Source organism: Spirosoma luteum DSM 19990 (assembly GCF_000374065.1).
GTDB classification, from domain to species: domain Bacteria; phylum Bacteroidota; class Bacteroidia; order Cytophagales; family Spirosomataceae; genus Spirosoma; species Spirosoma luteum.
The window spans coordinates 1-25,912 of the sequence record NZ_KB893280.1 but is presented as its reverse complement, the minus strand read 5'-3'; the positions used below and the strand labels follow the sequence as shown (position 1 = coordinate 25,912).

The 25,912-nt window shown below is 50.8% G+C and carries 18 protein-coding genes and 2 pseudogenes; 6 read left to right on the top strand and 14 right to left on the bottom strand.

Going from position 1 to position 25,912, the window contains the following annotated elements; genetic code table 11:
- Together B156_RS0122880 and B156_RS0122875 are read left to right on the top strand one after the other, a co-directional pair.
- A pseudogene (locus B156_RS0122880) lies at positions 1-266 on the top strand (hypothetical protein); the annotation flags it as partial.
- Between the two features lie 240 nt (positions 267-506).
- Positions 507-938 carry a hypothetical protein gene (locus B156_RS0122875; RefSeq protein ID WP_018622130.1) on the top strand — a complete coding sequence of 144 codons (432 nt, stop codon included), beginning with the start codon at positions 507-509 and terminating at the stop codon, positions 936-938.
- 28 nt (positions 939-966) lie between these two features.
- Here B156_RS0122875 and B156_RS0122870 read toward each other — a convergent pair whose 3' ends face one another.
- Complete coding sequence (locus tag B156_RS0122870; RefSeq protein ID WP_018622129.1) at positions 967-2,109, bottom strand: glycerate kinase; 1,143 nt, start codon at positions 2,107-2,109, stop codon at positions 967-969.
- A gap of 307 nt (positions 2,110-2,416) precedes the next feature.
- Here B156_RS0122870 and B156_RS0122865 point away from each other — a divergent pair, with 307 nt between their 5' ends.
- A complete protein-coding gene (locus tag B156_RS0122865) occupies positions 2,417-3,265 on the top strand; it encodes an SDR family NAD(P)-dependent oxidoreductase (RefSeq protein ID WP_018622128.1) in 849 nt (282 codons plus the stop codon).
- Between the two features lie 101 nt (positions 3,266-3,366).
- On the opposite strand, the gene B156_RS0122860 is transcribed toward B156_RS0122865, so the two are convergent.
- Positions 3,367-4,173, bottom strand: a complete 807-nt coding sequence (locus B156_RS0122860; protein WP_245563803.1) for a porin family protein — start codon at positions 4,171-4,173, stop codon at positions 3,367-3,369.
- Between the two features lie 266 nt (positions 4,174-4,439).
- On the opposite strand from B156_RS0122860, the gene B156_RS0122855 reads away from it, so the two are divergent.
- A complete protein-coding gene (locus tag B156_RS0122855) occupies positions 4,440-5,153 on the top strand; it encodes an SDR family oxidoreductase (RefSeq protein WP_018622126.1) in 714 nt (237 codons plus the stop codon).
- An 87-nt stretch (positions 5,154-5,240) separates the two neighbouring features.
- Here B156_RS0122855 and B156_RS0122850 read toward each other — a convergent pair whose 3' ends face one another.
- From B156_RS0122850 to B156_RS0122820, 7 genes are all read right to left on the bottom strand, one after another.
- Positions 5,241-7,217 (bottom strand): S8 family peptidase, encoded by a 1,977-nt coding sequence (locus tag B156_RS0122850; RefSeq protein ID WP_018622125.1) that lies wholly within the window; start codon positions 7,215-7,217, stop codon positions 5,241-5,243.
- A gap of 336 nt (positions 7,218-7,553) precedes the next feature.
- Positions 7,554-8,069, bottom strand: coding sequence for a hypothetical protein (locus B156_RS0122845; RefSeq protein ID WP_018622124.1), 516 nt, complete (start codon positions 8,067-8,069; stop codon positions 7,554-7,556).
- A gap of 28 nt (positions 8,070-8,097) precedes the next feature.
- Complete coding sequence (locus B156_RS0122840; RefSeq protein ID WP_018622123.1) at positions 8,098-9,561, bottom strand: SusD/RagB family nutrient-binding outer membrane lipoprotein; 1,464 nt, start codon at positions 9,559-9,561, stop codon at positions 8,098-8,100.
- A 24-nt stretch (positions 9,562-9,585) separates the two neighbouring features.
- A complete protein-coding gene (locus B156_RS0122835) occupies positions 9,586-12,735 on the bottom strand; it encodes a SusC/RagA family TonB-linked outer membrane protein (RefSeq protein ID WP_018622122.1) in 3,150 nt (1,049 codons plus the stop codon).
- Between the two features lie 321 nt (positions 12,736-13,056).
- Positions 13,057-14,535 (bottom strand): RagB/SusD family nutrient uptake outer membrane protein, encoded by a 1,479-nt coding sequence (locus B156_RS0122830; RefSeq protein WP_018622121.1) that lies wholly within the window; start codon positions 14,533-14,535, stop codon positions 13,057-13,059.
- Positions 14,536-14,549: 14 nt separating this feature from the next.
- Positions 14,550-17,732 (bottom strand): SusC/RagA family TonB-linked outer membrane protein, encoded by a 3,183-nt coding sequence (locus tag B156_RS0122825; protein ID WP_018622120.1) that lies wholly within the window; start codon positions 17,730-17,732, stop codon positions 14,550-14,552.
- Positions 17,733-18,000: 268 nt separating this feature from the next.
- Positions 18,001-19,236 (bottom strand): nucleoside recognition domain-containing protein, encoded by a 1,236-nt coding sequence (locus B156_RS0122820; RefSeq protein ID WP_018622119.1) that lies wholly within the window; start codon positions 19,234-19,236, stop codon positions 18,001-18,003.
- Between the two features lie 149 nt (positions 19,237-19,385).
- On the opposite strand from B156_RS0122820, the gene B156_RS0122815 reads away from it, so the two are divergent.
- Positions 19,386-20,093 (top strand): M15 family metallopeptidase, encoded by a 708-nt coding sequence (locus B156_RS0122815; RefSeq protein ID WP_018622118.1) that lies wholly within the window; start codon positions 19,386-19,388, stop codon positions 20,091-20,093.
- A gap of 57 nt (positions 20,094-20,150) precedes the next feature.
- Here B156_RS0122815 and thrA read toward each other — a convergent pair whose 3' ends face one another.
- From thrA to B156_RS31550, 4 genes are all read right to left on the bottom strand, one after another.
- A complete protein-coding gene (gene thrA / locus B156_RS0122810) occupies positions 20,151-22,622 on the bottom strand; it encodes a bifunctional aspartate kinase/homoserine dehydrogenase I (RefSeq protein WP_018622117.1) in 2,472 nt (823 codons plus the stop codon).
- A 218-nt stretch (positions 22,623-22,840) separates the two neighbouring features.
- Positions 22,841-23,329: a DUF4126 family protein gene (locus B156_RS0122805; RefSeq protein ID WP_018622116.1), complete on the bottom strand. Its 489-nt coding sequence runs from the start codon at positions 23,327-23,329 to the stop codon at positions 22,841-22,843.
- Positions 23,330-23,381: 52 nt separating this feature from the next.
- Entirely contained in the window at positions 23,382-23,603 is a 222-nt protein-coding gene (locus B156_RS0122800) for a glycoside hydrolase family 97 C-terminal domain-containing protein (RefSeq protein ID WP_018622115.1), read from the bottom strand.
- A 3-nt stretch (positions 23,604-23,606) separates the two neighbouring features.
- Positions 23,607-23,780 carry a hypothetical protein gene (locus B156_RS31550; protein ID WP_157627144.1) on the bottom strand — a complete coding sequence of 58 codons (174 nt, stop codon included), beginning with the start codon at positions 23,778-23,780 and terminating at the stop codon, positions 23,607-23,609.
- A 199-nt stretch (positions 23,781-23,979) separates the two neighbouring features.
- Between B156_RS31550 and B156_RS0122785 the strand changes: the two genes are divergently transcribed.
- Positions 23,980-25,335 carry an amidohydrolase gene (locus tag B156_RS0122785; protein ID WP_018622112.1) on the top strand — a complete coding sequence of 452 codons (1,356 nt, stop codon included), beginning with the start codon at positions 23,980-23,982 and terminating at the stop codon, positions 25,333-25,335.
- A gap of 305 nt (positions 25,336-25,640) precedes the next feature.
- On the opposite strand, the pseudogene B156_RS0122780 reads toward B156_RS0122785, so the two are convergent.
- A pseudogene (locus B156_RS0122780) lies at positions 25,641-25,912 on the bottom strand (IS5 family transposase); the annotation flags it as partial.

Here is a 25,912-nt window from a genome sequence, read left to right as displayed (position 1 = left end):
AGCAGTTTACGGGTCTCACTGACTGTCAGGCCCGGTCGGTCAACAAGTTGGATTTCCATGTGAACACCGCTTTGTCAGCGGTCAATATCGCCAAAATAGAGCAGGGCGTTGGTCAGCAGCCTTTTTCGATGGCTGATGTAAAGACCCTGTATCACAACAAGTTATTACTGGATCGTTTTTTTTCCATCTTACCGCAAGGCACTGAGCTGACTAAAAATGACCCTCAAGTGCGTCAACTGTATAGTTTCGGCTGTATAGCTGCTTAATTATTGACGAACTATTGATTATAAAGGAAAAGTATAAAACAGGTGAGGCTCTGAAGCCAGCCTGACTTAGAAATTGGTATAAAAGGTAGAACACGTTATGGAAAATTCATTAAAGTACGACTGGATGCTTATTGTCCGGGGTGTTTTATACATTGTAGCAGGCGGGGTAATTATCCTCTTTGGGGGCAGTTTGATACCCAGTCGGCACAGCTTTTTGGTGGCAGCATTATCGGGGCTGGCTTGCTGGGAACGCTGTTTTCCTTTTTCAATCTGAAATCCGACAGAAACTTTTCCTGGGAGTTGCTGAAGAGCTTGTTCGACATTGCCTTTGGTATTGCATTCCTGTTCTATGCTACCGGAGATATAACGCTGTTTGTGGAAGCCTTTGGTTTCTGGGCCATGATGTTCAGCGTAATAGAGTCGGCTCAGTCTATGTATATGTTCATGCTGGCAGGGCCGCAAAAAAAACGGAATTTTTTGGGTGATGGGCTGCATCTGCTGAATGTAGTTATTGCCGGAACCCTATCTTATCTACTCACCCTGACCAACGCCCAAACGGGCCTTCTTGGCTTGTTTCCGATAGCTTTGGGCGTTATTACTATTCTGCTCTTGATGCAGCAAAAGCGACTGGCCCGCCTGACTGAACAGGCCGCCCGCGCTAAATATAGATAGCGGTTTTAGCTATGCACAGGCGCCCACGCTATCGCGTCAGTTGCACGCCAGACAGCAACGCCCCTAGTCGTAATCCCTGTTCTTCCAGTAGTTGGGGCGTCTGGGTGAGGGCTGTTTCGAGCGACATCGGCCCCGGTATGATGGACGTGGCATATAATACTCCCGGCTGTGCCAGCACTTGCCGCGTGTCCTGCAACGTGCCGCAAACCAGCACCGCTGGAACGTGCTCTTCCCGGGCCAGGGCCAGCAAAGCTGATACCAGTTTGCCCTGCCAGCTTTGGGCATCGACCCGCCCCTCGCCCGTGATGAGCAGGTCGGCCCGGCGTAGTTTGGCGCGCATGTTCAGCACCGCAAACAGGTAGTCGGTTGCAGGCATTATGGATGCATCGAATAGGGCTGCCATTCCCCCCGCCACGCCCCCGGCGGCTCCCGCCCCCGGAAGTTGCCGAATGTTTTTACCCAGCGTCTGCTCGACTACTGCTGCCAAATGTTGCATTCCCTCATCGAGGTACTGACGGGTAGCGGAATCGGCTCCTTTCTGTTCGCCGAAAACGTGAGCGGCTCCGGTAGGGCCATAAAAGGGATTGGTAACATCGGTCAGAATGCGCAGGTTGACGGGTGGATTCTCCGTTAGCCAGGCTGGTGGTACCAGGGTATGCACAGTCGGCAGGTTCTCGCCCGTAGGAGACATGGGTTGCCCGGCAGCGTCCAGAATGGCATACCCCAGCGCAGCTGCAATACCCAGCCCGGCATCATTGGTCGCACTCCCTCCAACGGTCAGGATCAGGTCAGTACAGCCACGATTCAGGGCGTCGGCCATGAGTTGACCCGTACCAAAGGTGCTGGTGTAAAGACAATTGCGTTCGGAGTGAGTGAGCCGTTCCAGGCCTGATGCCTGCGCCAGTTCAACAAGGGCGGTTTGTGTACCGGTCAGCCACAGATACCGCGCCGTTATGGGCCGGCCTAACGGGTCGCTCACCGGGCATGATATCCATTCCGACGGTACCGCTGCGTGCAGCACATCAAGCGTACCCTCGCCCCCGTCGGCCAGGGGTATTGATTGATAGGTGGCGTCGGGAAACGTTTGCGTCAGGCCCCGTTGCAGGCTCTGGCACACCGCCGAAGCCGGTAGTGCGTCTTTGAAAGAGTCAAAAGCAAGCAGAATATTCATAGGGGAGCCAGTGCTGAACACCAGGGCAGAAAAGCCGTATAAACACAAAAAAGACAGGTAAAGCCCAGATATACCGGGGGAGTAAATCACATTCCAGCAGCACCGGAATATATTTCTGTTGAAACGCCAACAGCTCTACGTTGACCACCAGTATATCCCTGTAGGGGAGGGTTAGAGGGAGCCTACTTAAATGGGTAACAACCAAACTGAAACAACTTCAGGAGGTAGGAAGGGCTGTAACATTCAGTTCCGGTATGCCAGCCGTGCTTTATACGAACACTTTACAGGTACAACCAGTATACTACGTATGAAAGAAAAAACCGTACTCATCACAGGGGCTAACTCAGGCTTGGGGTTGGCTACTGCAAAAGCACTGGCAAAAAAATCATTCGACCTGATTCTTCTGTGCCGTAATGAAAAAAAAGGGCTGGATGCCATGGCCGATATTCAGCGTGACACCCCAACGGTCAAAATCAATTTGGTAACGGCTGATCTCGCAAATCTTAACTCCGTTCGGGAGGCCGCTAAAAAAATAAGTCAGGAGTATGCCCGGTTGGATATAGTAATCAACAATGCCGGCTACACCCCGGCGACCATTGAGTTTACGCCCGATGGTATCGAAAAATCATTTTATGCCAGCCACGTTGGTCATTTTGTGCTTACCTGGCATCTGCTGGATTTGCTAAAAAAAACAGCCACTGAAAGGGGTGATGTCCGGATTATTAACCTCTCGTCGGCGGCTCACTTTATGGGTAAAAAAGCCCGCTTCTTCCGGCATATCGATGACATCTCTACGTGGTCGGCTTACGGGGATGATAAACTGGCTAATGTTCTCTTCACGAAAGGACTTACCCGACAACTGAATGGAACGGGCATCCGCGCTTACTCGGTACATCCGGGAGCGGTGAGTACAAATTTCGGGAGTGACACATCGGGTTTCGTGGGGCAGCTACTTAAAGTAGCGAGTCCCCTGATGCGCTCACCCGAGAAAGGGGCAAAAACATCGATTTTCCTGGCAGCATCCCCTCTCAAATCAATTGGCGAACGGAATAACGGAAGCTATTTTGCCGATAGCCAGCCGAAGGCGGTTAGCAACCGCGATGTAACGGACGAAAATGCTGACTGGCTGTGGGAAAAGTCATTGCCCTTTGTTTGATAAATCGGCACATCGCATCAGGTAGTCATTACAGGGGATACAAAAATGACGATACCCAGGGGCTATCGTCATTTTAAAACCCACTCTATGAGAAAAAATTGTCAACGGCTACCCAATGGTAACATATAGCCAAGGGTTGCCTGTCCTGAAACCGTGTTGGAATTGATGGGTAAACTGCTCTCTGTATTCCCTGGCGAGTACAGTCCACGTCCTTCAATGGTAATGTGACCTGGCCCTGCTTTCAGGGCAAAGCCGATACCGGCGGCTACACCGAAGCCAAAGCGTCCTTTCGCATTGCTGATAGCCACTTTTTTGCCGTCAATGCTAGTGCTGGCGGCATAACTACCGTAAGGACCAACATTGACAAAGAACCGATTACCAGCGTAAGTGCCCGTAGCTATTTTTAGAAACAACGGCACTTCAACCTTATCGACAGCCTGCGTATTGGCCCCAAATACCGAGTTGTTCCTGACCGTATAGCGCGAGTAGTTGACCTCGGGCTGAAACGAAACGATACCCTGTCCCAGCGTAAGTGTTATCCCCCCAACAAAACCAAGGCCGGGCGCGCTGGTAGGGCGTATATCTGTAAAAGCGGGGTATGTAACGCCCCCCCGAAAGCCGATGCGAACGCCAGACCTGCCCACAGCTGTATTGGGCTGCCATTGATCTTCATTTGGCTCATTTGATGGCGGCACAACCGGTTTGCTGACTGATGATTGTTGCGCTTCCATTATCGAATCAGTGCTGACAGAAACTGGTGCCCCAGTTGTGCTGACTGGTTTTGTTGAATAACTATTGTATTGATCGTATAACTCCTGCCGCCTGTTAGGTGTCTGCGTCGCAGGAGCCTGGGCCAAACAGGTATTCAGGGGGAGAAACAGAAACAAGGCATAAGAACAGGATTTCATGCGTACCAGGTTAGCAAATCGGTTCAGCAAGGGTAAGAGGAATCTGATAAATTTCATCATAGGAATGATTTAACGGATAATTGGTTGAGTATACGGCTGTTTTTTGCGAACATTCCAGAAAAAACGTCCGTTCGCCAGTTGGTCAACTAAACAGTTGGTGAATTAGCCAGTTAGGTAATCGGTGAGTTGCTGACGCGAACGTTGTGTATATATCAACAACGTTTTGCCTGACCTGCTCACCGACTACCTAACTGAATTGACTGACTATGATAACCAATAACCAACGCATTGCTCTGATTACTGGAGCTAATAAAGGCATTGGAAAGGAAATAGCCCGGCAACTTGCAGAACGCGGATTTGCCGTATTTATTGGCTCCCGCGACATGGCAAAAGGACGCGAAGTGTCCGAGGAATTGTGTCAGGCCGGGTATGAAGCTACCTGTATTCAACTCGACGTTACTGATCCGGTCAGCATTCGGACCGCTTGCGGTACATTTTCACAGAAGGCGGATCATCTGGATGTATTAATCAATAATGCAGGGATTCTGGAGGATCATGGCGAAACGATCCTTAAGCTAAACGCCGAAATGCTTGACCGAACCCTGAAAGCCAATGTGAACGGCCCCATTATGGTCATTCAGGATTTTTTGGAACATTTACAGAAAAGCGAGTCGGGTGGTCGAATAATCAACGTGTCTAGCGGAGCTGGTGCCCTGACTGATATGACAACTTATGCACCCGCATACAGCATTTCTAAAACCGCCCTAAATGCTGTAACGAAGCAGTTTGCCGGTGCATTGGCGGAGCAGAACATTGCCGTCAACTGCGTTGATCCGGGCTGGGTTCGTACCGATATGGGTGGCCCAAACGCCAGCCGCTCCGTTGAAAAGGGAGCGGAAACCATTGTTTGGCTAGCCGCCGATGCCCCCCAATCCGAAACGGGGAAGTTCTGGCACGATAAGCAGGAAGTGGACTGGTAAATTATCTGAACCGCCGGGCTTCCCCGCAGAATTTTCAGGATTCTATGATTTCACTGATTTGACATAATGATAAAGCAATCAGTAGAATCATCTTAATCCTGAAAATCTCGGTTCAGACAGTATCATTTTCACGGCTTCGTACGCATTTACCACCCCTCCCGACCGGCTTAATTGGCTAAACGCGACGGTTTTATCTGAACGACCTGGTCTGCGAACGGTGGTGGCCGGTTTATACGCACTCTTCATCAGGATTTCTTTCACCTGCACTGCCGTTAGTTTTGGAAAGTAGGAGCGAAGTAAAGCAGCTACTCCCGCCGTCATGGGGGCGGCCATACTGGTCCCAGATAGACTGGCGTAGCGGTTATTGGGCAACGTAGAAAGGATAGCGGTGCCGGGTGCAAACAAATCGACCGTCTCAAGCCCATAATTGGAAGAGCGACTGGGTAGATTTTCGTTCAATTGCCAGGTGCTGTTTCCCACAGTCAGTACATTTTGTGCGGTTTGTCCGTTGGCGTACCGGGCCGATGGGTAAGCGGGCAGCGAATCATAGTTCTCGCCGTTGTTGCCTGCCGCGTGAACAATCAGCACATCGTGGGCCTCCGCAAATCGGATGGCCGCATCGATCTCTTCTTTAAAGGGCGATAGCCTCTTGCCAAAACTCATGTTGAGCACTTTCGCTCCGTTCTCTACCGCGTACCGAATGCCGTTGGCGATGTCTTTGTCGCGTTCATCGCCATTGGCTGGCACGACCGATATGGGCATGATTCGAACATGATCAGCTACACCATCCATCCCCCGGCCATTATCCCGTTTAGCAGCAATGATACCCGCCACATGGCTGCCGTGCATGGCCAGTTCCTGCGATTGGCCAATCAGCATACGCGGACTTCCGTAGTAACGCTCGTTCACATTAGCGGGATCATCACCAATGGCTTTGCTGGGCTGATAACCGGGATTGTACCCAATCATTGCCTCGCCACCCAGTAGCTGGGTAAAACGCGGCCAGTTTTTACGGACCAGTGCCAGGTAACTGCTAAATGACCCGTATTGTGGGAGGTAAGCATCGGCCAAGAGCGTTCGGATGGTCATGGCTACTGTATCGGTCCCCACGCTGGCACGCTGAATGGCAGTAGCCGAGGTAGGACTATTGGGTAAATGGGCCTGTAGCTCACGGGCAACCCGCCAGAAATTTGCCGTATCGGAAAAGGCTTTGTAGATAGGCTGGTTTGCCTGATAGCGATGTAAAAACTGTTTTTTAGCGATTTGATAGGTGTCGTACTGGCGTTTTTCGCGGGCAGGGACTTTACGGGGATCAATGGTGTCGTACTTCTTTTTCAGCAACACATACGTTTGAGTTATCTCCGGCTGGCCGTAGGCCGATGTGGTGCCGTCCGGGGCACCCATAAAGTTCCACCCGTTACGGTCGTCGGTATAGCCATTCTTATCGTCGTCAAGATTATTATCGGCTATTTCGGCTGGGTTGGTCCAGATTACGTCATGCAGGTCTTCGTGGGTGATGTCAACCCCCGAATCCAGGACACCCACCACCACCGGAACTGCCGACCGGCCAGCCAGCAACTTGTAAGCCCGGTACAGACTAATACCCGCTACTGAATCAGCTACGGGGTCGAGGTAGGGCCAGTTGAAGGGAGGTGTATTGAGATTTGTTCGCTGGCGATTGAACGTTGTTGATGCACCAAACAGTTTTTGGCGTTCCGGGCAGTCATCGCTGATGGGCTGTAAAGAGAATTCCTCCCCATTGTTGCTATACCGGAGCCGATACAGTCCGATACTGGTTGAGTTGCAGGTATTCTCTCCGCTTACTTTTCTGAGCAGCAGGCTATCGCCTGTTTGCTGATACAGCAATGTTTCAGTCGGGATATTACTGGCTCTGGCAGAGATAAGCAGTGTGTCGTCCTGAAAACTGACGGATATTGTTGCCGGGTCCGGGGGAAGGGCGGTATGTTGCCAGCGGGTGTTTCGCAGGGGAAGTTGCGCCTTTGCCGTTTTATAGAGGAAGAAAAAGCTGAGTAGTAATAGTAAGCCGGATTTTTGCTGATTCATATGAGATTAACGACCATTCATTTCAAATAGCGTCGCCTATCGGATAGTCAGGATTATTTTTCAGGCAAACAGGCTGTCAACGGCTACCTGTGACCCCGGCGAGTATAACTGGTTTCACTTCACCCTGTCGCGGGGCTCTGTTTCTCCGTTTATAAGTTCAAGAACGAATTCACTGCATTTGCTTCTTTCAACTCCATCACTCAGAACGATTGGCCGGGTGAGTGTTTGCATAACTTGTAGCGAAATTGGTCTTTACCAAAGACTCAAAAACGGAGAAAATAAAACTGCCCTTCACAGCAATGTGAAGGGCAGTTTTGGTATAGCGTAATTAACGCATCAGGCGACAACCCGTACCCGAACGGGTGAGGGTATGATCTGCGTACCATCATCCAGTGTTACCAAAAAGAGAAATTGAATCTCAGTGTAATTGGGTAATGCAACCGGTACGATAGATACCGTCGGATACTTCTTCTTCACATCGGCAATTGTCGTTGTAAAAACCGCCGTGGTACCATTCCCTGGAATGGGAGCCGTATTGAAGGCCGTCGTTGCAGTAGCTGTATTCAGCGTACCTACGTTGATGCCCGTAGCACCACCCACCACTTTGGTGATCTCCTTGATGGTACGACCACTCAATGCCGGAATCGACAGCGTGAATTGGATAGCACCACCAGCAGCCAGTGAACTGGTGATATATGGGTTAAAGCCAAGCGTAGTCGCTCCGGGAAAGGTCACTGGAACTTCAGGACGTCGGTCCTGCACCAGATCGCTGTAAACCAGGTCGTCTTTGCAGGAGAAACCGCTACCGGCCAACAAGGCAAGCAGCAAAACGCGTATGATTGTATTTTTCATTTAAATGCTTTTTTGAAGTCCTGAATCATTAATCGATATCCCACCAAACTTTTACGTTCGATTGCGGAGCTGGATTGGGGAAATTAGGATTGCGCTGGAGTTCATCGTTGATGTATACTGCCCGAACGGGTAGCGTGCCGTCAATACCACCTGCGTTTTGAGCCAGTTGCAAAGCAGGGTAGCCTGTCCGGCGGTAGTTGTTCCACAACTCAAGGCCATTACCCGTGAAAGCAATGTACTTTTGGGTAATAATCTGGGCAATTTTCTGTTCCGTGGTACCCGTCAGCGTAGCCACCGTCGGGTTCGCCGTAAGGTAGGCTGTGATTTGAGCAGGAGTCAAGCCGGCCAGGGTCATGGAGGCAGTAATACCTTCGGTATACAGCGCCTGCGGGTCGCCGGGAGTACCCAGGCGAAGGGCAGCTTCGGCCAGCGCAAAAGCGCGCTGGAAGTTAGTAATGAACCGTACGGGACCTTCGCCAGCGTTGCCTACTACGTATTTATTGTAACGCGACCAGTTGGCCGTTGGTGTAGGCAGCGTACCCCGGAAACCGTTGTCAATAGTTACGTAATTGGCACCCGGCTTGGTGAAGAAAATGGGCAGACGCGGGTCGTTCAGGCTTGTGAGCAGGTTCAGATACCGGGTACTCAAAATCAGGTCGTTCAAGAATGTACTTACATACACATACGTATACCGGGGATCCTGGCTACCTACACTGGCACCGAAGGTGAAGTTCATGTCACCAGCATTAGTTTTAATGTAGTTGTTGCCCGTTAGTACTTCGTTGATAACAGCGGTAGCCAAGGCAGGCTCTTTCCGGCTGATGGTCATAGCAAACTTCAGCAGGATAGTATTGCCAGCCTGTTTCCACTTGTTCAGATCGCCTTTAAAGATAACGTCATCCGCACCGGGCACAACACTCGAGGTAGCGTCAAGGTCTTTGATTCCTTCGCGAACCAGGTCAAACAGACTCTGAATACCCAGCGTAGTATTCCCTTTGTAAATATCCTCCTGCTTGTCTAGCCGGGGGGCCGTAAAGGCTTCGCCCTGTAACGCCTGCGAGTAAGGAACATCGCCCCACACATCGGTGGCAATACTAAACGTATAAGCCTTCAGGATTTTGGCAATCCCCGAGTAGGCTTTTGCGTTGTTGGCATCCCCCAGTTCAATCAGTTTCTGATAATTGATCAGCGCGCCGTTATAAATCTCACCGTTCCACTGGTTGCCAAAGTCGGCTCCGTTGGTCTGATAAACATCGTAGGTGGCCGGGCTGTTGGCGGCTCCGGCCAGCTGCTGGGTCAGGACCGATGTAAACCGGTTTAATTCATTGGCATTGGCAAAGGCGGTACCAGCCTGAGCACCTGGCAGCAACACCGCCGGTGTCACTGAGGTGGGGTTGTTAGGCGTTACGTTAACGTCTAGATAGTTGCTACATGCTCCCAGCCCCAAAAAGAAAGGAATGAGCAGATAGCCTTTTGACACTATAGATTTCATGAGTAAGTCGAATAAATTGAGTGATTAGAACGTGAGCCGTACATTACCGCCGAAGTTCCGTGTATTAGGTGGTCCATTTAGGTCAAGCCCCTGAATGTTACCCGCTCCCTGGGTGTTGATTTCCGGATCAGCCGGGAAATAAGGTGCGTAAAACAGAAGGTTACGTCCACTCACCCCTACCGAGATAGAACCGAAAGGTGTTTTACCCAGAATGCTCTTGGGTAGCGTATAGTTCAGAGCTACTTCACGCAGGCGATAGACCGTGGCATCGAACACAGCCCCTTCGGATGCTAAACCACCCAGTGCACCCCAGTACGTCTGGGCAGGCAGCTGAATGTTGTTAGGCCGGTATGTACCATCCGTATTCCGAATCACACCGGGCAGAATGCGGGGTTGGTCCCGGTCAATACCCGTCACGAACATAGACCCATTCGACCGAGCGTCGGCGGCTCCAAAAGAGAAGATCTGACCACCCTGGCGCGTATCAACCAGCACGTTCAGGGAAAAGCCTTTGAACGAGAAAGTGTTGTTCAAACCGGCCGTGTAATTAGCCTGCGGATTCGATATAACCGAGTTGGCAACACCCGGTGCAAACGCGCCGGTTACACCATTTATCACGTACTGACCGACATACTGTCCCGTTGCATCGTAGGTTGCGGTATTAGTAGGATCAGTGTTCTGAACCCGTGGATTAGCCGTACTGATAACGACACCATAGGGCGACCCTTCACTAATGGAAGGCGCAATACCGATAAACGAGTTACCGGTAATGGTGGCTGATTTCACACCCGGCGCAATGGATACAACGTTGTTACGGATGAGCGTGTAGTTCAGGGTCATGTCCCATTTGAAACCACCCACCCGCACCGGCGTTGCGTTCAATACCACTTCAACACCCCGGTTCTGTAGTTCACCAACGTTGGTTGTCCGGGTATTATACCCCGACGAGTTGGAAATGGCAACGTTGAAAATCTGATTCGTACTGCGTGAGTCGAAGTACGTAGCGTCAAGGCTCAGACGATTTTTGAAAAAGCCAACGTTGATGCCTGCTTCGTACGACGTTACAAACTCTGGAGTCAGGTTGTTGTTACCTATTCGGTTGCTAATGCCAAAGCCTGGAATGCTGGTACCGCCAATAGACAGCGGGAACGTGATATTAGCCAGGTTGTTACCGTAGCCTGATGTTACATATACGGAGTTCAGCAGGTACGGGTCCGCATCGCGACCAACCCGGGCAGCACTGGCTCGAACTTTAACGTAAGAAAGCACATCCGAGTTAACCTTGAACGCATCCGTAGGTACAAAGCTAACCGAAGCTGACGGATAGAAATACGTACTATTGGCGGCAGGTAGTGTTGACGACTGGTCAGCCCGGCCCGACAGTTCCAGGAACAAATAATTGTTGTAGTTCAGCGACAACTGACCATAGTAACCCACCAGCCGACGAATGGTACTGTTCTCACCGCTACCGGTGAATACTGTACCATTGCTCACGTTGTAAAAACCGGGAATCGTTAGAGAAGCGGCATCTACATAAGCTTCCTGATTTTTGCGCTGATTAATGTTGTTGCCCAGCAAGAGGTTAGCATTTAGTCCCTTCAGGAAAATATCATCTTTCCGGGCCGTTATTAGCAGGTCGCCGTTCAGCTCATTCCGGAAAAAGTTGTCCTGCTGTACCTGACCCAATGGAGAACGACCGGAACCAATTGGCAAGGTCAATTTACGTCGGTCAGCGTAGGTGTCACCCGTTACGCGGTACGCTACGTTCAGCCAGGGAGCAACGTCGTAACTTAACTGAAAATTACCGAAGAAACGGTCGATCTGACTGTCAAGAAACTCATTGTTAACCGCCCACTGTGGGTTGTTTGTTGATGGCGTAAAGTAAATGCTCTTTCCATTAAGGTCCTGATAAGGCTCGTTAGCCAAATCATAACTACGGGGTATACGCGTAATCTGACCAAAGGCACTGGCACCGTTACCACCCGGAATACCTCTCGACACGGTTTGTACATACGTACCGGTTCCGCTTACTTTCAAGCCATTTTTCAGTTTGGACTCTCCGCCAATCTGAACGTTTGTCCGGTTGAACTTTGAGTTCTGAATAATACCATTCTGGAGCGTATTACCCAGGGCAATAACGTAGTTACGGGTGGCATCACCGGATGCGATATTGACCGAGTTTTGAATGAGACTACCCTGCCGGTAGAAATCACGAACGTTATTAGGATACGCCTGATACGGTACTACTTTACCCTGCGTGTTCGTAACGGACGTTACATCCGAGAAAGCAGGTCCCCAGGAGTTATTCGAGGTAGGCGTAAATAGGTTGTTGGCTCCCTGCCCATACAAATTCTGGAACGTAGGAATACCATATACATTCTGAACGTTGTACGACGAATTGACCGTAACTTCCGTCTTATTGTTGTTGTTACGACCCGACTTGGTTGTGATGACGATAGCACCCGCCGAAGCCCGCGATCCGTAAAGCACGGCAGCAGCCGGTCCTTTCAAAATATTGATCGACTCAATCGTTTCGGGGTTGATATCGGCCAGACGGTTGGATGGCTGCGTACCAAACAGCGTATTCTGGGTAGCATTAACATCGTTGCTGAAGATGATGCCATCCACAACAATCAGTGGCTGGTTGCTTCCGTTGAACGACGTAATACCCCGGATGTTGATGTTGGTAGAGGCACCCGGCGCACCGCTGGAACCCGTAATGTTCAGACCTGCTGTTTTACCCTGTAGTGCACTGAGCACGTCGGGGGTAGAGCGCTGGGATAACTTGTCACCACCAATCTCCTGCGTAGCGTACCCCAGCGAACGCTTGTCGCGCTCGATACCCTGAGCCGTCACTACAATCTCGTCCAGACTTTGTTGGCCTGGTACTAAAGTTACATTGACGGTCGTCCGGGTACCAACCGAAACTTCCTGCCCCGCATAGCCGATAAAACTGAAAATTAGTCGCGAATTGGCAGGTACAGCGATTTGGTACTTTCCATCGACATCCGATATGGTACCACGTGTTGTTCCTTTTACCTGTACGCTCACACCCGGTAGGGCGGAGCCGTCGTCTGATGAAGTGACGCGGCCACTAACGGTTACATCCTGCGCCAGTACCGGCAAACAGAAGAGTAGCGAAAGTAACCAACTGCCCAATAAAATTTTCCGCATTAGTTGGTTGAGATTAAATTGAAAGTAAATAAATCCAAAATGGACGACAAATATACGTTGTGGTTCAATACATTGTTCTCCTTGTTTCCAAGAATTTTTATGAAGACGTTCCTCGTTTCTTTGTAGTTACATACAGTGACATCGGCGGTGTACTATTGGATGATGAGCCTTTTTCAGGGTGAAAGGATGAGTTTATGTAGCAGGTAATTTTAAATCGAAGGAATGCGCAGGAATTATGTAATTGGGAGGGATACCCAAAAAAAGCAAGGCGCCTTACTCTCAATGGGAGTAAGGCGCCATGACCCTGTGCAAAAAGAGATGCTACAGTGGGTTTTGAACAATAGCCGGGTTGGCGTTTATCTCCCGGCGTGGAATCAGGAACTCCCACTGATTGTCGCCGGGGGCTACGTCGAATAGTACGGCTACAGCGGGGTTATGGTTGGCTCCGTTACGATTTAGTGGAAGGTTCATACGCTTTAAATCGAGGAAGCGGTGGCCTTCACCCCAGAGTTCGATGCGACGATACATCAGGATTTCGTCAACCAGCTTCGTGCCGGTGTTGGTCGAGAGTTTGTACCCCGCATCCCGCTTGGTGTTCAGATCGAAGAGCACTTTGGCGGCTTCGCTGTTCTTGCCCAGCCGGGCCTGCGCTTCGGCTTCTATGAGGTACATCTCGGCAGCACGCATGTACGGGATGTCGCCCATGGTACTGGTAGAAGGTGTACCCGGCAACCGGAACTTCTGATTCATAAAGGGCACCCGAACGCCACCGGGAGGGGTAATGGCGTTGGCTGCCGTTGGTGTTCTAACCCACATCTTCGACCGTACGTCCGTAGTTGGAATCTGGTTATAAAGCAGACTGTTTATTGCCTTGGGAGTCTGACGGATAACAGAGGAGTTAAAGTTGTCCGAAATATAGGAATGATACGCACCGAAAAACTCCGACTGGTCTTCGAGGTGATCGAAACCCCATATCCATTCCGGGTTTGAAACATCGGCAAAGCCATCCAGATACTGCGCGTCCGACATCAGGTTAAAGCCTTTGCGGGCATCGGCGGCAAAGGTGGCGGCAGCAGCCCAGTTTTGCTGCACTAATGCCACGCGGGCCTGCAAGCCCTTTACTACTTCGAGGTTGATATGGGACTTATACGAGCGTGTAGAAGTCAGCAAACCAGCCGCATCAGCCAGGTCTTTGTTTATCTGCGTGTAAATATCCTCCACCGTAGCGCGGGGCAACCCTTCCGTAGTGGGGGTTAGCACCAGCGGAACGCCCAGTTGGCTATTTGGTTTGGCAGCCGCATCGTACCGCTTACCGTAAAGCTGCACCAGGTTGAAGTACGAAAAAGCCCGTAAGCCCAGTGCTTCGCCTTTAATCTGATTGCGGTCGGTCTGAGTGCCGGTGGCGTTGTCAATGCTGGTAATGGCGATGTTGGCGTTGCCAATGAGCCGGTAGTAAAGCTGGAACGGAAATTCAGACATTGTACCCGTTTCCGAGCGATGGCTGGTCCAGCGCTGCTCCCCAAAGTGCCAGTTATTGGATGAGTTGCCAAACACCAGGTCTTCGCCCATTACGTCCATAATAATCATCATAGCCGGATACCCAAAGTGTCCCTGCGAACCCAGGTAGCGCAGTACCATCGCCCGGTAAATACCGTTGATGGCGGCCGAAGCGTTCTTGGTGGTGGCATAGGCCGCACCCGCATCCACGCTACCCGTAGGAGCCGTTTCCAAATATTCCGGTTTGCACGAAGCCATGAAAAGTCCCAGGGCTACACAGGCAGTTATAAATCTTGTTTTCATTGTTAGTTCGATGCTTAAAGTGAGAAAGAAACACCCAGTACTACACTCTTGGCCACGCTGAACACGTTGCCGGTTGTACCCGCAAAATTCTGCTGTACGTTCATGCCCTTCCGGCGGGAAAGAATCAGGAAGTTTTCAGCACTCACGTACACCTGGGCATTGTTTAGAAATAATCGGGTTGAGGCTACCTTTGGTAAGGAGTACGATAACGTAACGTTGCGCATGTTTATGTAACTGGCATCCGTGAGCCAGCGATCCGATGCCGCATCGAAATCAGCGGTGCGGGCGGCATCCATGCGGGGCACGTTGGTAACGTCGCCCGGATTCTGCCAGCGTTGCAGAATATCCACGTGTTTGGCACTGCCGTACCCGCCCGAACTCATCAGTGCGGCATAGGCTCCGTCGTATACTTTACCCCCCAACTGATACACGAACAGGGCCGAAAGCGTAAGCCCTTTGAAACTGAAGGAGTTGGTAAACCCACCCGAAACGGTCGGAATAGACGTACCGTTGTAGTGGTAACGGGCGTTATTGGCACTCGTGGTCAGCGTGTCGCCGGCTTCGGTCACCCGCGAGTTGGCGGCTACGAAACTAGCTGCCCGGTACTGTACTTCGCCCGTAGCGGGATTAATTCCCTGATAGTCCCGTAGCCAGTAATCGTACAGTGAAGTACCCTCTTTAAGTTTTTTGGTACCGTCAATGATTTCGGGGTTTTCGGCCGGCATCTTCGTAATCTTGTTTTTCAGGTGCGTTGCATTCACATCGAAGTGCCAGACAAAATCTTTCGTCCGAACGATATCCAGGCCCAGTTCAACCTCAATACCCCGGTTGTACATCGTACCGATATTGCGGGTAACTGTTTGAATACCAGTAGACAAAGGAAGTGGTACTGCAAATATCAGGTTGGAAGACCGGCGGTCGAAGTACTCGATGGTGCCGGTAAGCCGGTTCTTGAACAACCCAAATTCCAAAGCAGCATCGAATGAGTTGCTCGATTCCCACTCCAGATTCCGGTTACCCAGACTCGATTGCAGAATTCCCGCTTCCGATGCGTTGTTGTTCCCCAGATTGTACAGGGGCTGCCAGGCGTAGTAACTGATACTGGCGTTGTCTGCTGTGGTACCACCGCCATCGTTACCCGTCTGGCCATAGGACGCTCTTAGTTTGAAAGTATTGATACTTGGGATATTTTTCAGGAATGTTTCCTGATCCAGGCGCCACGCACCACTCACGGAATAGAACGTTCCCCAGCGGGAGTCCTTATAAAATTTGCTGGTTCCATCCCGACGTACGGAGAAAGACGCAAAATACTTCTGGTCGTAATCGTAATTGAACCGGGAGAAGTACCCTTCAATCCGACGAATGTTGTACTCAGACGACAGGTTAGTCGTCGTCGTAAAGTTGACCAACTCGACGTTACCGTCCAGAATCTGCTGCGAGCGTGAACCGGTCAGAAAATTATCGGTTGTATGAAAATTCTCATGACCTACCAGGGCATCGAATGTGTGTTTGCCGTACGTTTTGTTGTAATTCAGCAACTGGTTGAGGTTATAGCCCGAAACGTTCTGGAAGTAATGCGTTGAACGACCCGCCGGGGCACCATCGCCAATTTCAGGGTTGCCGTAGGTCGTGTTATCGGTGTTGGTAATGTCGGTACCGAAATTGGTCGTGAATTTGAAATCTTTCAAAAACGTAACTTCTCCGTACACCCGTGCACTCAAAACGTTCCGGCGGAAGTAGTTCTGGTTCAACTCCGTTTCGGCAATGGCATGACGTCCACCAAACTGAGGCCGGTTGGGCAGGCCCAGGGCATTCAGGTTACCATAATCGTACCGACGGTTTCCGTTGGGCAGCGTCAGGAACTGACCCGGATTGGCAGGGTCGAAGGCATAAACCGGATAAATCGGCCCCATATTCCGCGAGAAGAAGAACGGGTTAACGAACGTAGTGCCACCATCGGCCGGTACGTCTGCCTGATTGGATTTGATAACCGTAGCCGACAGGTTGGCCCCCGTCTTGAACCAGGATTTTAGCTGAGAGTTAACGTTGAGTCGGCCTGAGTAGCGTTCATAATCAGACCGGATCAGATAGCCCTTATCGCCTAAGTAGGAGAGTGATAGCAGATAATCCGTCTTATCCTGTCCGCCCGAAAAGGTGGCGTTCATTTCATCGCGGTTGCCTTGTCGAACCAGGGGTTTTTCCCAGTTCAAATCGTCGGGCGAGTACAGGAGTTGTGCACTGGGGTTCAACTTGCCATCCGTACCGACCAACTGAGCATCTGGTACGTTGTACACGTTATACCCGGTCAGGCTAACCAGACGATTGCTGGCATCGGTATTAGCAGCTGATAGTGATAGCGGGTTCGTGGCCCGGTAAGCAACACTGTTGCGGTATGTTTCCCACATGAGTGGATAGTATTCTGCCGGACCAACGCGGTCATACTCGGGCAAGCCCCGTGAACTGAAGCCTTTTGTGTACCGAACGTTGATGAGATTGCGATTCTTTTGGCCTTTTTTAGTCGTTACGATAACCACCCCATTGGCGGCCCGTGCTCCGTATAATGCGGTTGAAGCCGCATCTTTCAGGACGGTAATCGTTTCAATATCATTCGGGCTAAGCGTGGCAATATCCGCTGTGTACGGAATACCATCCACTACATAGAGCGGGCTGTTTCCCGACGAAATAGAGCCGAATCCCCGAATACGGATATCCGGTGCCGACCCTGGCTGACCGCTGCCTGCCGTTGTCTGCACACCCGGCGTTGCCCCCGAAATGGCCTGAACCAGGTTGGTAATGGGACGTTCGGCAATTTTGCTGGCATCAATCGTCCCTGCCGAACCTGTAAAGGCCGACCGTTTGGCACTACCAAAAGTAGTAACAACCACTTCATCCAGATTGGTGGCGTCGGGTGCCAGGTTGATATCAATCGTTGACTTATTCCCAACAGCAACCTCCTGCGGAATATAGCCGACAAAGCTGTATACCAGGCGGGCATTGGTCGGGGTGGTAAGTTGGTAATTACCCTGAGCATCTGTCGTGGCACCCCGGGTTGTGCCCTTCACCTGTACGTTTACACCTGGTAGGGCGGAGCCATCATCGGACGAAGTAACACGGCCACTTACGGCTACATCCTGCGCCAATACCGGCAAACAGAACAGTAGGGAAAGTAGCCAGCTTCCAAATAAAATTTTACGCATTTGTGAGAAGTGATTAAATTAATGATGAAATAATCGAAAACAAGCTACAAATATAAGGTTTGCATTAACACTGTTCATATGAAAAGGAGGCAAAAAATTAACAATTTTTTAATGCGACCTAGTTTATGCTTTTTATCGAAGTAATGACTTCGCGTAACAATTTTATCTTTATGGTTAATAAGGGTATAATACAAAAAAAGCGACAACCGTCAGGCTGCCACTTCCCGAGCGATTCCAGAAACCTGAAATGGCCCTTTTCTTTTGTTGGTCAGTGAAAGAAAAAATAGCCGAGTGCAATCCCGGCAATGACGCCCATCAAATCGGCAAACAAACCGAACGGGATGGCGTAGCGGGAGTTTTTGATACCCACTGAGCCGAAATACAAAGCCACGATATAAAAGGTTGTATCGGCCGCCCCCTGAAACATGCACGCCAGCCGCCCAACGAACGAATCCGGGCCAAACTGTTTCATGGCATCAATCATCAATGCGCGTGACCCCGACCCACTCAGCGGCCGCATTAGGGCTACGGGTAGTGCGTCGGTAAATTCGGTATTTAGCCCCGTAAAACTGAACAGGAACTTCAGCCCGTCGATGACATAATCCATTGCCCCCGAGTTGCGAAAGGCACCGATGGCAACCAGCATCCCAACCAGATACGGAATAATACGGACGGAGGTCTCAAAACCACCTTTCGCGCCCTCAATAAACGCGTCGAAGATATCTACTTTCTTGCGCATCGCTCCCAACAGAAATGATACTACAATCAGCATCAGAACCAGGTTGCCCGTTACTTTGGAAATGACTTCGATTTCTTCTTTACTCTTGGTCGATAAATACCACAACGCGAGGGCTATCAGGCTCGTAATACCGCCCAGCCATCCCAATACTGTACTATTGATGAGGTTGATGCGCTGTTTGACTGCTACGGCAATCATACTCACTACGGTGGCTACGTAGGTGGCGATAAGGCAGGGGATAAAAATGTCGGATGGGTCTTTGGCACCCAGAATAGCCCGTTGTGCCATAATACTGAGTGGAATAATGGTCAGGCCGGAGGTGTGCAGGACCAGAAACATAATCTGGGCGTTGGAAGCCGTGTCTTTATTTGGGTTCAGCTCGTGCAAACTCTGCATGGCCTTCAGTCCAAAGGGGGTGGCGGCATTATCCAGCCCTAGCATATTGGCCGAGAAATTCATAATCATCTGGCCATTGGCAGGATGGTTTTGCGGCACTTCGGGGAAGAGTTTGTGAAAGAATGGGCCAATAATGCGGGCCAGAAAGTTGATGGCACCCGCTTTTTCCCCAATGTTGAGCAGTCCCAGGAAAAACGCCATCACCCCCGCCAGTGGGAGGGCAATATCCATAACCGCTACTTTAGACGAATCGAACAGCCCTTCAACGATAAGCTTGAATATCTCGGTATCGCCCAAAAAAATCAGTTTGGCCAGGGCTACCAGAAACGCAATGATAAAAAAAGCAACCCAAATGTAGTTTAGTGCCATCAGCGATAATGAGTGAATGAAAGAATGAGCGACGGTCCGGGGTTCTGGTTAGTGAATAGCTTCGCCAAAAGCAGAAGGTCAGTAGTTGGGAAATGCTGTAAGTTTACAGGATAGATGCGCACAAATCAATATTGACAAGAAACAAGCTCATGATAAAAGCAAATTCCTCTCTGATACTGCTTGTTTATTTACTCCGGTTCGGCGTTCCGATTTACTCATTTGCTCATTCACTCATCGGTAATGCCCAGTCCTTCGAGGCCACTATGCAGAAGCAGGGACTGGTGGATGTGCAAAAGATAGACCCCCGTATTCTGGTCGAGCTCAAGTACTCGACTACCGACAACTTCGTGGGTGAAGATGTGTACGGCGATTTGACCCGTGCGTATATGCAGCCAATGGCCGCCCGTAAACTGGCAAAGGCCAGCGAATACCTACAGAAGCATCACCCCGACCTGCGACTGCTGGTGTATGATGCGGCCCGCCCCCGGCAAGCCCAGTGGAACCTCTGGAATGCCCTTCCCGATGTGCCCGAACGGGAACGCCGGAAGTACGTGGCCGACCCCCGCGAGGGGTCCATTCACAACTACGGTTGCGCCGTCGATTTGACCGTAGCTATGAAAGATGGTACTCCCCTGGATATGGGCACGAAGTATGATTTCTTCGGCGAACTGGCTTATCCCTCGCGGGAGGCTGTCCTGTTAAAAGCGGGTAAGCTAACCAAAACCCAACTCGACAATCGACAGATTTTGCGAACGGCGATGCTCCAGGGTGGTTTTACCCGAATAGAATACGAGTGGTGGCACTTTAACGCCCTCTCACGGGAGCGCGCCAAAACTATGTTCGACATAGTAGAGTGATAGCCGTTTACGTCAGCCCCCAAAACGGGAATCTACTACTCTTGGGGCAGGCACGTATTACGCTAAATAACTACCAATACTGACCACATCGGCAAAGACCCCGGAGGCTGTCACTTCCGCGCCCGCGCCAGGTCCTTTTACCACAAGGGGACGGTCTTTGTAGCGCTCCGTCGTGAAAGAAACGATGTTATCCGCGCCCGTCAACTGATAAAATGGATGCTCCGGTCCTACCGGGCGCAGGCCGATGGTGGCTTTCCCATTCTCGAAACTGGCTATGAAACGCAGTTTTTCGCCGTTGGCTTCGGCTTCGCTGAGCAGGCTCTCGAAATAATCGTTGTTACGTTCCAGTTCATCGAAAAAGGCGGGAATTGTTGGGGCCAGCAGGCAGGATGCCGGCAACATATTCGTGATAGTTACGTCGTCTGGTTCTAGTGGGAAACCGGCCTCCCGGGCCAGAATCAGAATCTTTCGTGCTACATCCTGCCCACTCAGGTCGTCGCGGGGGTCGGGTTCGGTGTAACCCTTTTCTTTTGCTTCCCGCACCACATCGGCGAAGGAGATTCCCGGTTTGAAGGTGTTGAAAATAAAGGAAAGCGTGCCCGACAAAATGGCTTCGATTTTTAGAAATCGGTCGCCGGACGTGATTAGGCCCTGCACGGTGTTGATAATGGGCAGACCGGCACCTACGTTGGTTTCGTAGAGGAACTTGACTCCCCGGTTCAGGGCGGTACGCTGCAACCGGCGGTACTCGCTGTAAGGACCGGAGTTCGCTACTTTGTTAGGGGTGACTACGGAAATGTTGGCGTCCAGTAACGATTCGTAAAACTGTACTATATCCTTGTCCGACGTGCAATCAATGAATACCGAGTTGGGCAGGTTGTAATCTTTTATCTTCTCCACAAAGGCCGGGAGTGATGTTGTTACACCCTCAGTCAGCAGCCGATCGTACCAGTTGTTCAGCGAGATGCCCTGTGGGTCAAGCACCATCTTTTTGGTGTTCGTCATGCCCACTACGCACACCTTCAGTAACTTCTCCGACCGTAGAAACTCCGACTGGTCGAAGATTTGCTTCAGCAGCGTTTTTCCAATCAGCCCGATACCGACCAGATACAGGTTCAGCACCCGCGCTTCGGACTGGAAAAAGATGTTGTGGAGCGCATTGAGGGCTTTCGACAAGTTGTTCCGATTGATAACGACCGAGATGTTTATCTCTGATGACCCCTGCGCAACGGCGACAATATTAACCCCGTTTTTTCCCAGCACCGAGAACAATTTTCCAGCAATACCGGAGCTTTTCTTCATGCCTTCGCCCACGGTGGCAATGACCGATAAATCCCGCTCGATAGCGACGCTGTCGATATGGCCCTGCTCAATCTCGATGGCGAATTCGGCGTCTAAAATGGCTTTTACATCTTCTGCCCCACGGGGGTCTATGGCAAAACAGATGGAATGTTCCGACGATGCCTGAGAAATAAGAATAACGCTGATTTTATGCGCGGCCAGTACGCCAAACAGTTTTGCCGATACACCCGCCACCCCAATCATACCTGACCCCTGTAAGTTGACCAGCGCAATGTCGTCGATGCTCGAAATACCCGTAATGGTATACTGACGCCGGTCGGCGGTGCGACTGACTACCGTGCCCTCGTGCGTTGGGTTGAACGTGTTCAGCACCCGAACCGGAATGTTTTGGGCAAAAGCCGGTTGCAGACTGGGTGGGTAAATCACTTTGGCCCCGAAATGGCTGAGTTCCATTGCTTCGGCGTAGGTGATGGTCGGGATGTTGAACGCGTTGGGTACTTTGCGCGGGTCGGCGGTCATCATCCCATCAACGTCCGTCCAGATGTCTATAATGTCGGCGTTGAGGGCCGCGCCAATGATGCTGGCTGTATAGTCTGAACCGCCCCGGCCGAGCGTAGTCGTTTCGTTCTTTTCTGTTGAGCCGATAAAGCCCGTAATCATCTGAATGGCCGCGCCGGGTCTATCCGAATTCTTGGCGAAATGGTCCTGAATTAGTGCGTTGGTGAGGGTGTAGTTCACTTCGGCATGGCCAAACTGAGCATCAGTTTTGATGAACTGCCGGGCATCGCAGAACTGTGCCGGAATACCCCGGCTTCGTACGCATTCGGTAATGACAGTGGTCGATAGCCGTTCGCCAAAACTGGTAATGAGGTCGTGAGTACGCGGGGTGAGTTCACGAATGAGCGATACGCCCCGGAGCAGGTCTTCCAGCTCATTCACAATCCCCCGAACGTGGGCTACTACTTTGCCTTGCTCCTTCACCGGAATAAGGGCTTTCACGATGTTAAAATGTCGGTCTTCAATGCGCCGGACCAGTTCCATATAGTCGGGTTCGCCGGAAATGGCCATGCGACCGATTTCAATAAGCTGGTTGGTAATACCACCCATCGCCGAAAAAACAACCGTTATCTGATCGCCGTTCTGGCGGTGCTTGTCAATAATTTCGATAACCTGCCTGATGCTCTCTACAGAGCCAACCGACGTGCCGCCAAATTTTAAAACCTGCATTTACTTAATGAGTGAATTGTGAGTGAGCGAATGGCCTGCGGGAGCATTTTTCACTCGGTCAAAAAAAAGTCAGGAGGATGTTGTTGATGGTCGTTTTGGGTTGGCAAAGATAGCAAGGGACAAAGACTTTAGCTGACTTCCACAAAAAAGGCACGTCTGGAACGTGCCTTTTTTGTGGCAAAGAATTTGCCAAAATTGCTGAAACTCTGATTGCGCAATCAATCCTGATGCACAACCAGCCATCCTGCGCCGATGGTCAGCGCGTCTTCGGCCAGGGCAACCCACAGGTCGGGGAGGTCTTTTTCGTGGGTGAGCCAACGGCGTAGCTGGTAGAACGCAACTGAACCGGCAACCGCGCCTAATGCCCCAACTACTGCTCCAATCGGGGCCGAATTTCCGTCGGCCCCGGTTAGTGCAGACGCTGACAGAGCACCGGAACCAATACGACCCCAAACCTGTGGTTGCCCGGTTCGGTCGGGAGCGCCGGGGAGTTTATCCGCAATCAATTCTCCCACGGCCATCACGGCCAGTACGTTCGTGGTGGTTTTGGAAGTCAGGAAATGAAGTTTGGAATCTTGTAGGGTTGGACCAGCACTTCGGTTAAGCTTCGTGTGCGCCAGTTTATAGCTGACTAAGGCTGGTGCGGTCATGGTGCGTATTCCGGCAATAACGCCAATCTGGAACGCTTTGAGCAGGCATTTTATCATAGTTGGGCTTCGTTGAATCTGTGTTTTTCAACAAGCGGGTTCGAAGCTTTGTTTAGTTCTGTCCCCTCAGCCGGATAATCTGCCCACCACCACTAGCCAGTTTGAGCACAACCGCATCCGTTTTGCTGACGGTGCGGGTCTGTTGCGCCAGATGGTTCGGGTTCTGGGCTACGTTGGGTGCATCCGCGTAGATGTCGGCGGTGTAGTTGCCGTTAGCCAAGAAATCCAGTTTTATCGGAATTTCACGGGCTTGGGAATTGGTAATGCTCCCCACAAACTAGTCGTAGCCTTTGCGCCGGGCAATGGTGATGTGCTTTCTTACGTTTACGTTGGTTGCCAGCGCCCGTACGTTGCGGTTAATCTTTGTAGACGTCGGAGTAATCGGCACCCCAACAAGATAACTTTCCGCCACCACGTACATAGTTAGTTGATGGCATTGGGTGCCAAACATGGTGGGGTGGATGACTGACTTTTACAGTAAGAAGAAAATAGCCTTCATTTGGTTTATACCCGAAAAGGGAGAATATAAAGTGGCAGCCAGCTTATATCTATAGATATATTGTTGGTCATAATCGAAAGAATACGTATTAACTGCCTTACTTATTCGTAACTTTAGCACTGGTTCAATTAGTGTAGAAAACTATAGTTTGATGAAAAAACAGATTTTACTCGCTTCGTCACTGGCCCTTGGCGGCCTACTCTCTCAGGTAGCATTAGGACAGGCAAATACCCTGAATGCCCGCATGGACAAAACGGCCGAAAGCCTGGAAAAAAAGGTGATAACCTGGCGCAGGGAGATTCACCAGCATCCGGAACTGGGTAACCGGGAGTTCAAAACCGCAGCCAAGATTGCCGCTTACTTGCAGTCACTGGGGATGGAAGTAAAAACCGGCGTGGGCAAAACGGGTGTCGTTGGCTTGCTCAAAGGCGGTAAGGGAGGCCCCGTGGTAGCCCTACGGGCCGATATGGACGGCCTTCCCGTGACCGAGCGTAATGATTTACCGTTTAAATCGGATGTGAAAACCGAGTACAACGGGCAACAAACGGGGGTTATGCACGCCTGTGGTCATGATTCGCACGTGGCCATGCTGATGGGCGTAGCCGAAGTGTTGAGTTCCGTAAAAAGTGATTTGCGCGGCACCGTGAAGTTCATCTTCCAGCCTGCCGAAGAAGGAGCACCGGCCGGAGAGGAAGGGGGCGCCGAATTGATGGTGAAAGAAAGGGTATTGGATAACCCGAAAGTAGACGCCATTTTTGGTCTGCACATCAATTCGCAAACCGAAGTTGGTACCATCAAATACCGGTCGGGGGCTACGATGGCCGCCGTTGACCAGTATTCAATAAAAATCAAAGGCCGTCAGGCACACGGGGCTGCTCCCTGGTCGAGCGTTGACCCGATTGTGACGTCGGCGCAGGTGGTAATGGGCCTGCAAACCATCGTTAGCCGGAATGTAATCCTGACCGACAATGCGGCTGTGGTAACGGTAGGTGCGCTGCATAGTGGTATTCGTCAGAACATCATTCCCGAAGAAGCGAACATGATTGGCACCATCCGCACGTTCAGCCCCGAAGCCCAGAAAATGGTGCATCGGCGCATCAACGAGATTGCCACCAATATTGCCGAGAGCGCAGGGGCCAAAGCCGATGTGAAGATTGATATCATGTATCCCGTTACGTACAATGATCCAAAACTAACTGAGCAGATGCTGCCATCGTTGCAGACAGTAGCGGGGAAAAACAACATCATCATCACGCCCGCCCAAACGGGTGCCGAAGATTTCTCGTTCTTTCAGCAGAAAGTACCGGGCTTCTTTTTCTTCCTGGGCGGCATGGCCAAGGGGAAAAAAGCAGAAGATGTCGGCTCGCACCACACTCCCGATTTTGTGATTGATGAAGGCGGTTTTGTGCTGGGTATAAAATCACTTTGTCACCTCACCACCGACTATATGGAGTTTGCCAACAAGGGTATTGCCGTTAAACAACTGACGCCATCGACCGGAAATTAATCAGGTACAGTACCTGGTTTTAGTGTGAAACCGGCCGGGCAGTAGCCGCTACAATTCTCAGGTTGAAAATTGTGACGAATGCTCTGGCATCCTGGTCCTGAACAAAAGAACAGCAGCCCGATGCCTCTAAGATTAACCATAAGAGGGTAAGGATAACACTCCATTGACTGGAAAAGCCGTGCTCAGTAAATCTGGGCGCGGCTTTTTAGCTATTGCTTAATTCAGTACTATACGGCTTGAAAGAGATAATGAACGTGCAGGGATGTTCCTAGTCCAGTAATGGCAATTAAGAGCGTGTTGGGGAATTAGGTGCTTGATTCTGAGGGTATTCTCTGTAGCATTAGCTGAATGTTAGCCAAATAAAGCCAGTTTATTGATGAACTCAGCGTGTGTTCGTAGTCTTTTACTAGCCGACGGAAGAAGTTTGTCCAAGCAATACTCCGCTCCACCACCCACCGTTTTGCCACTGGAACAAACCCTTTCGCTGACTCCGCTCGCGAAGCTTTTTCAAAATCAATACTCCATTCCCCAAGTGCTTTTTTGAATACACCGTTGTAGGCCTGATCGCCGTATACTT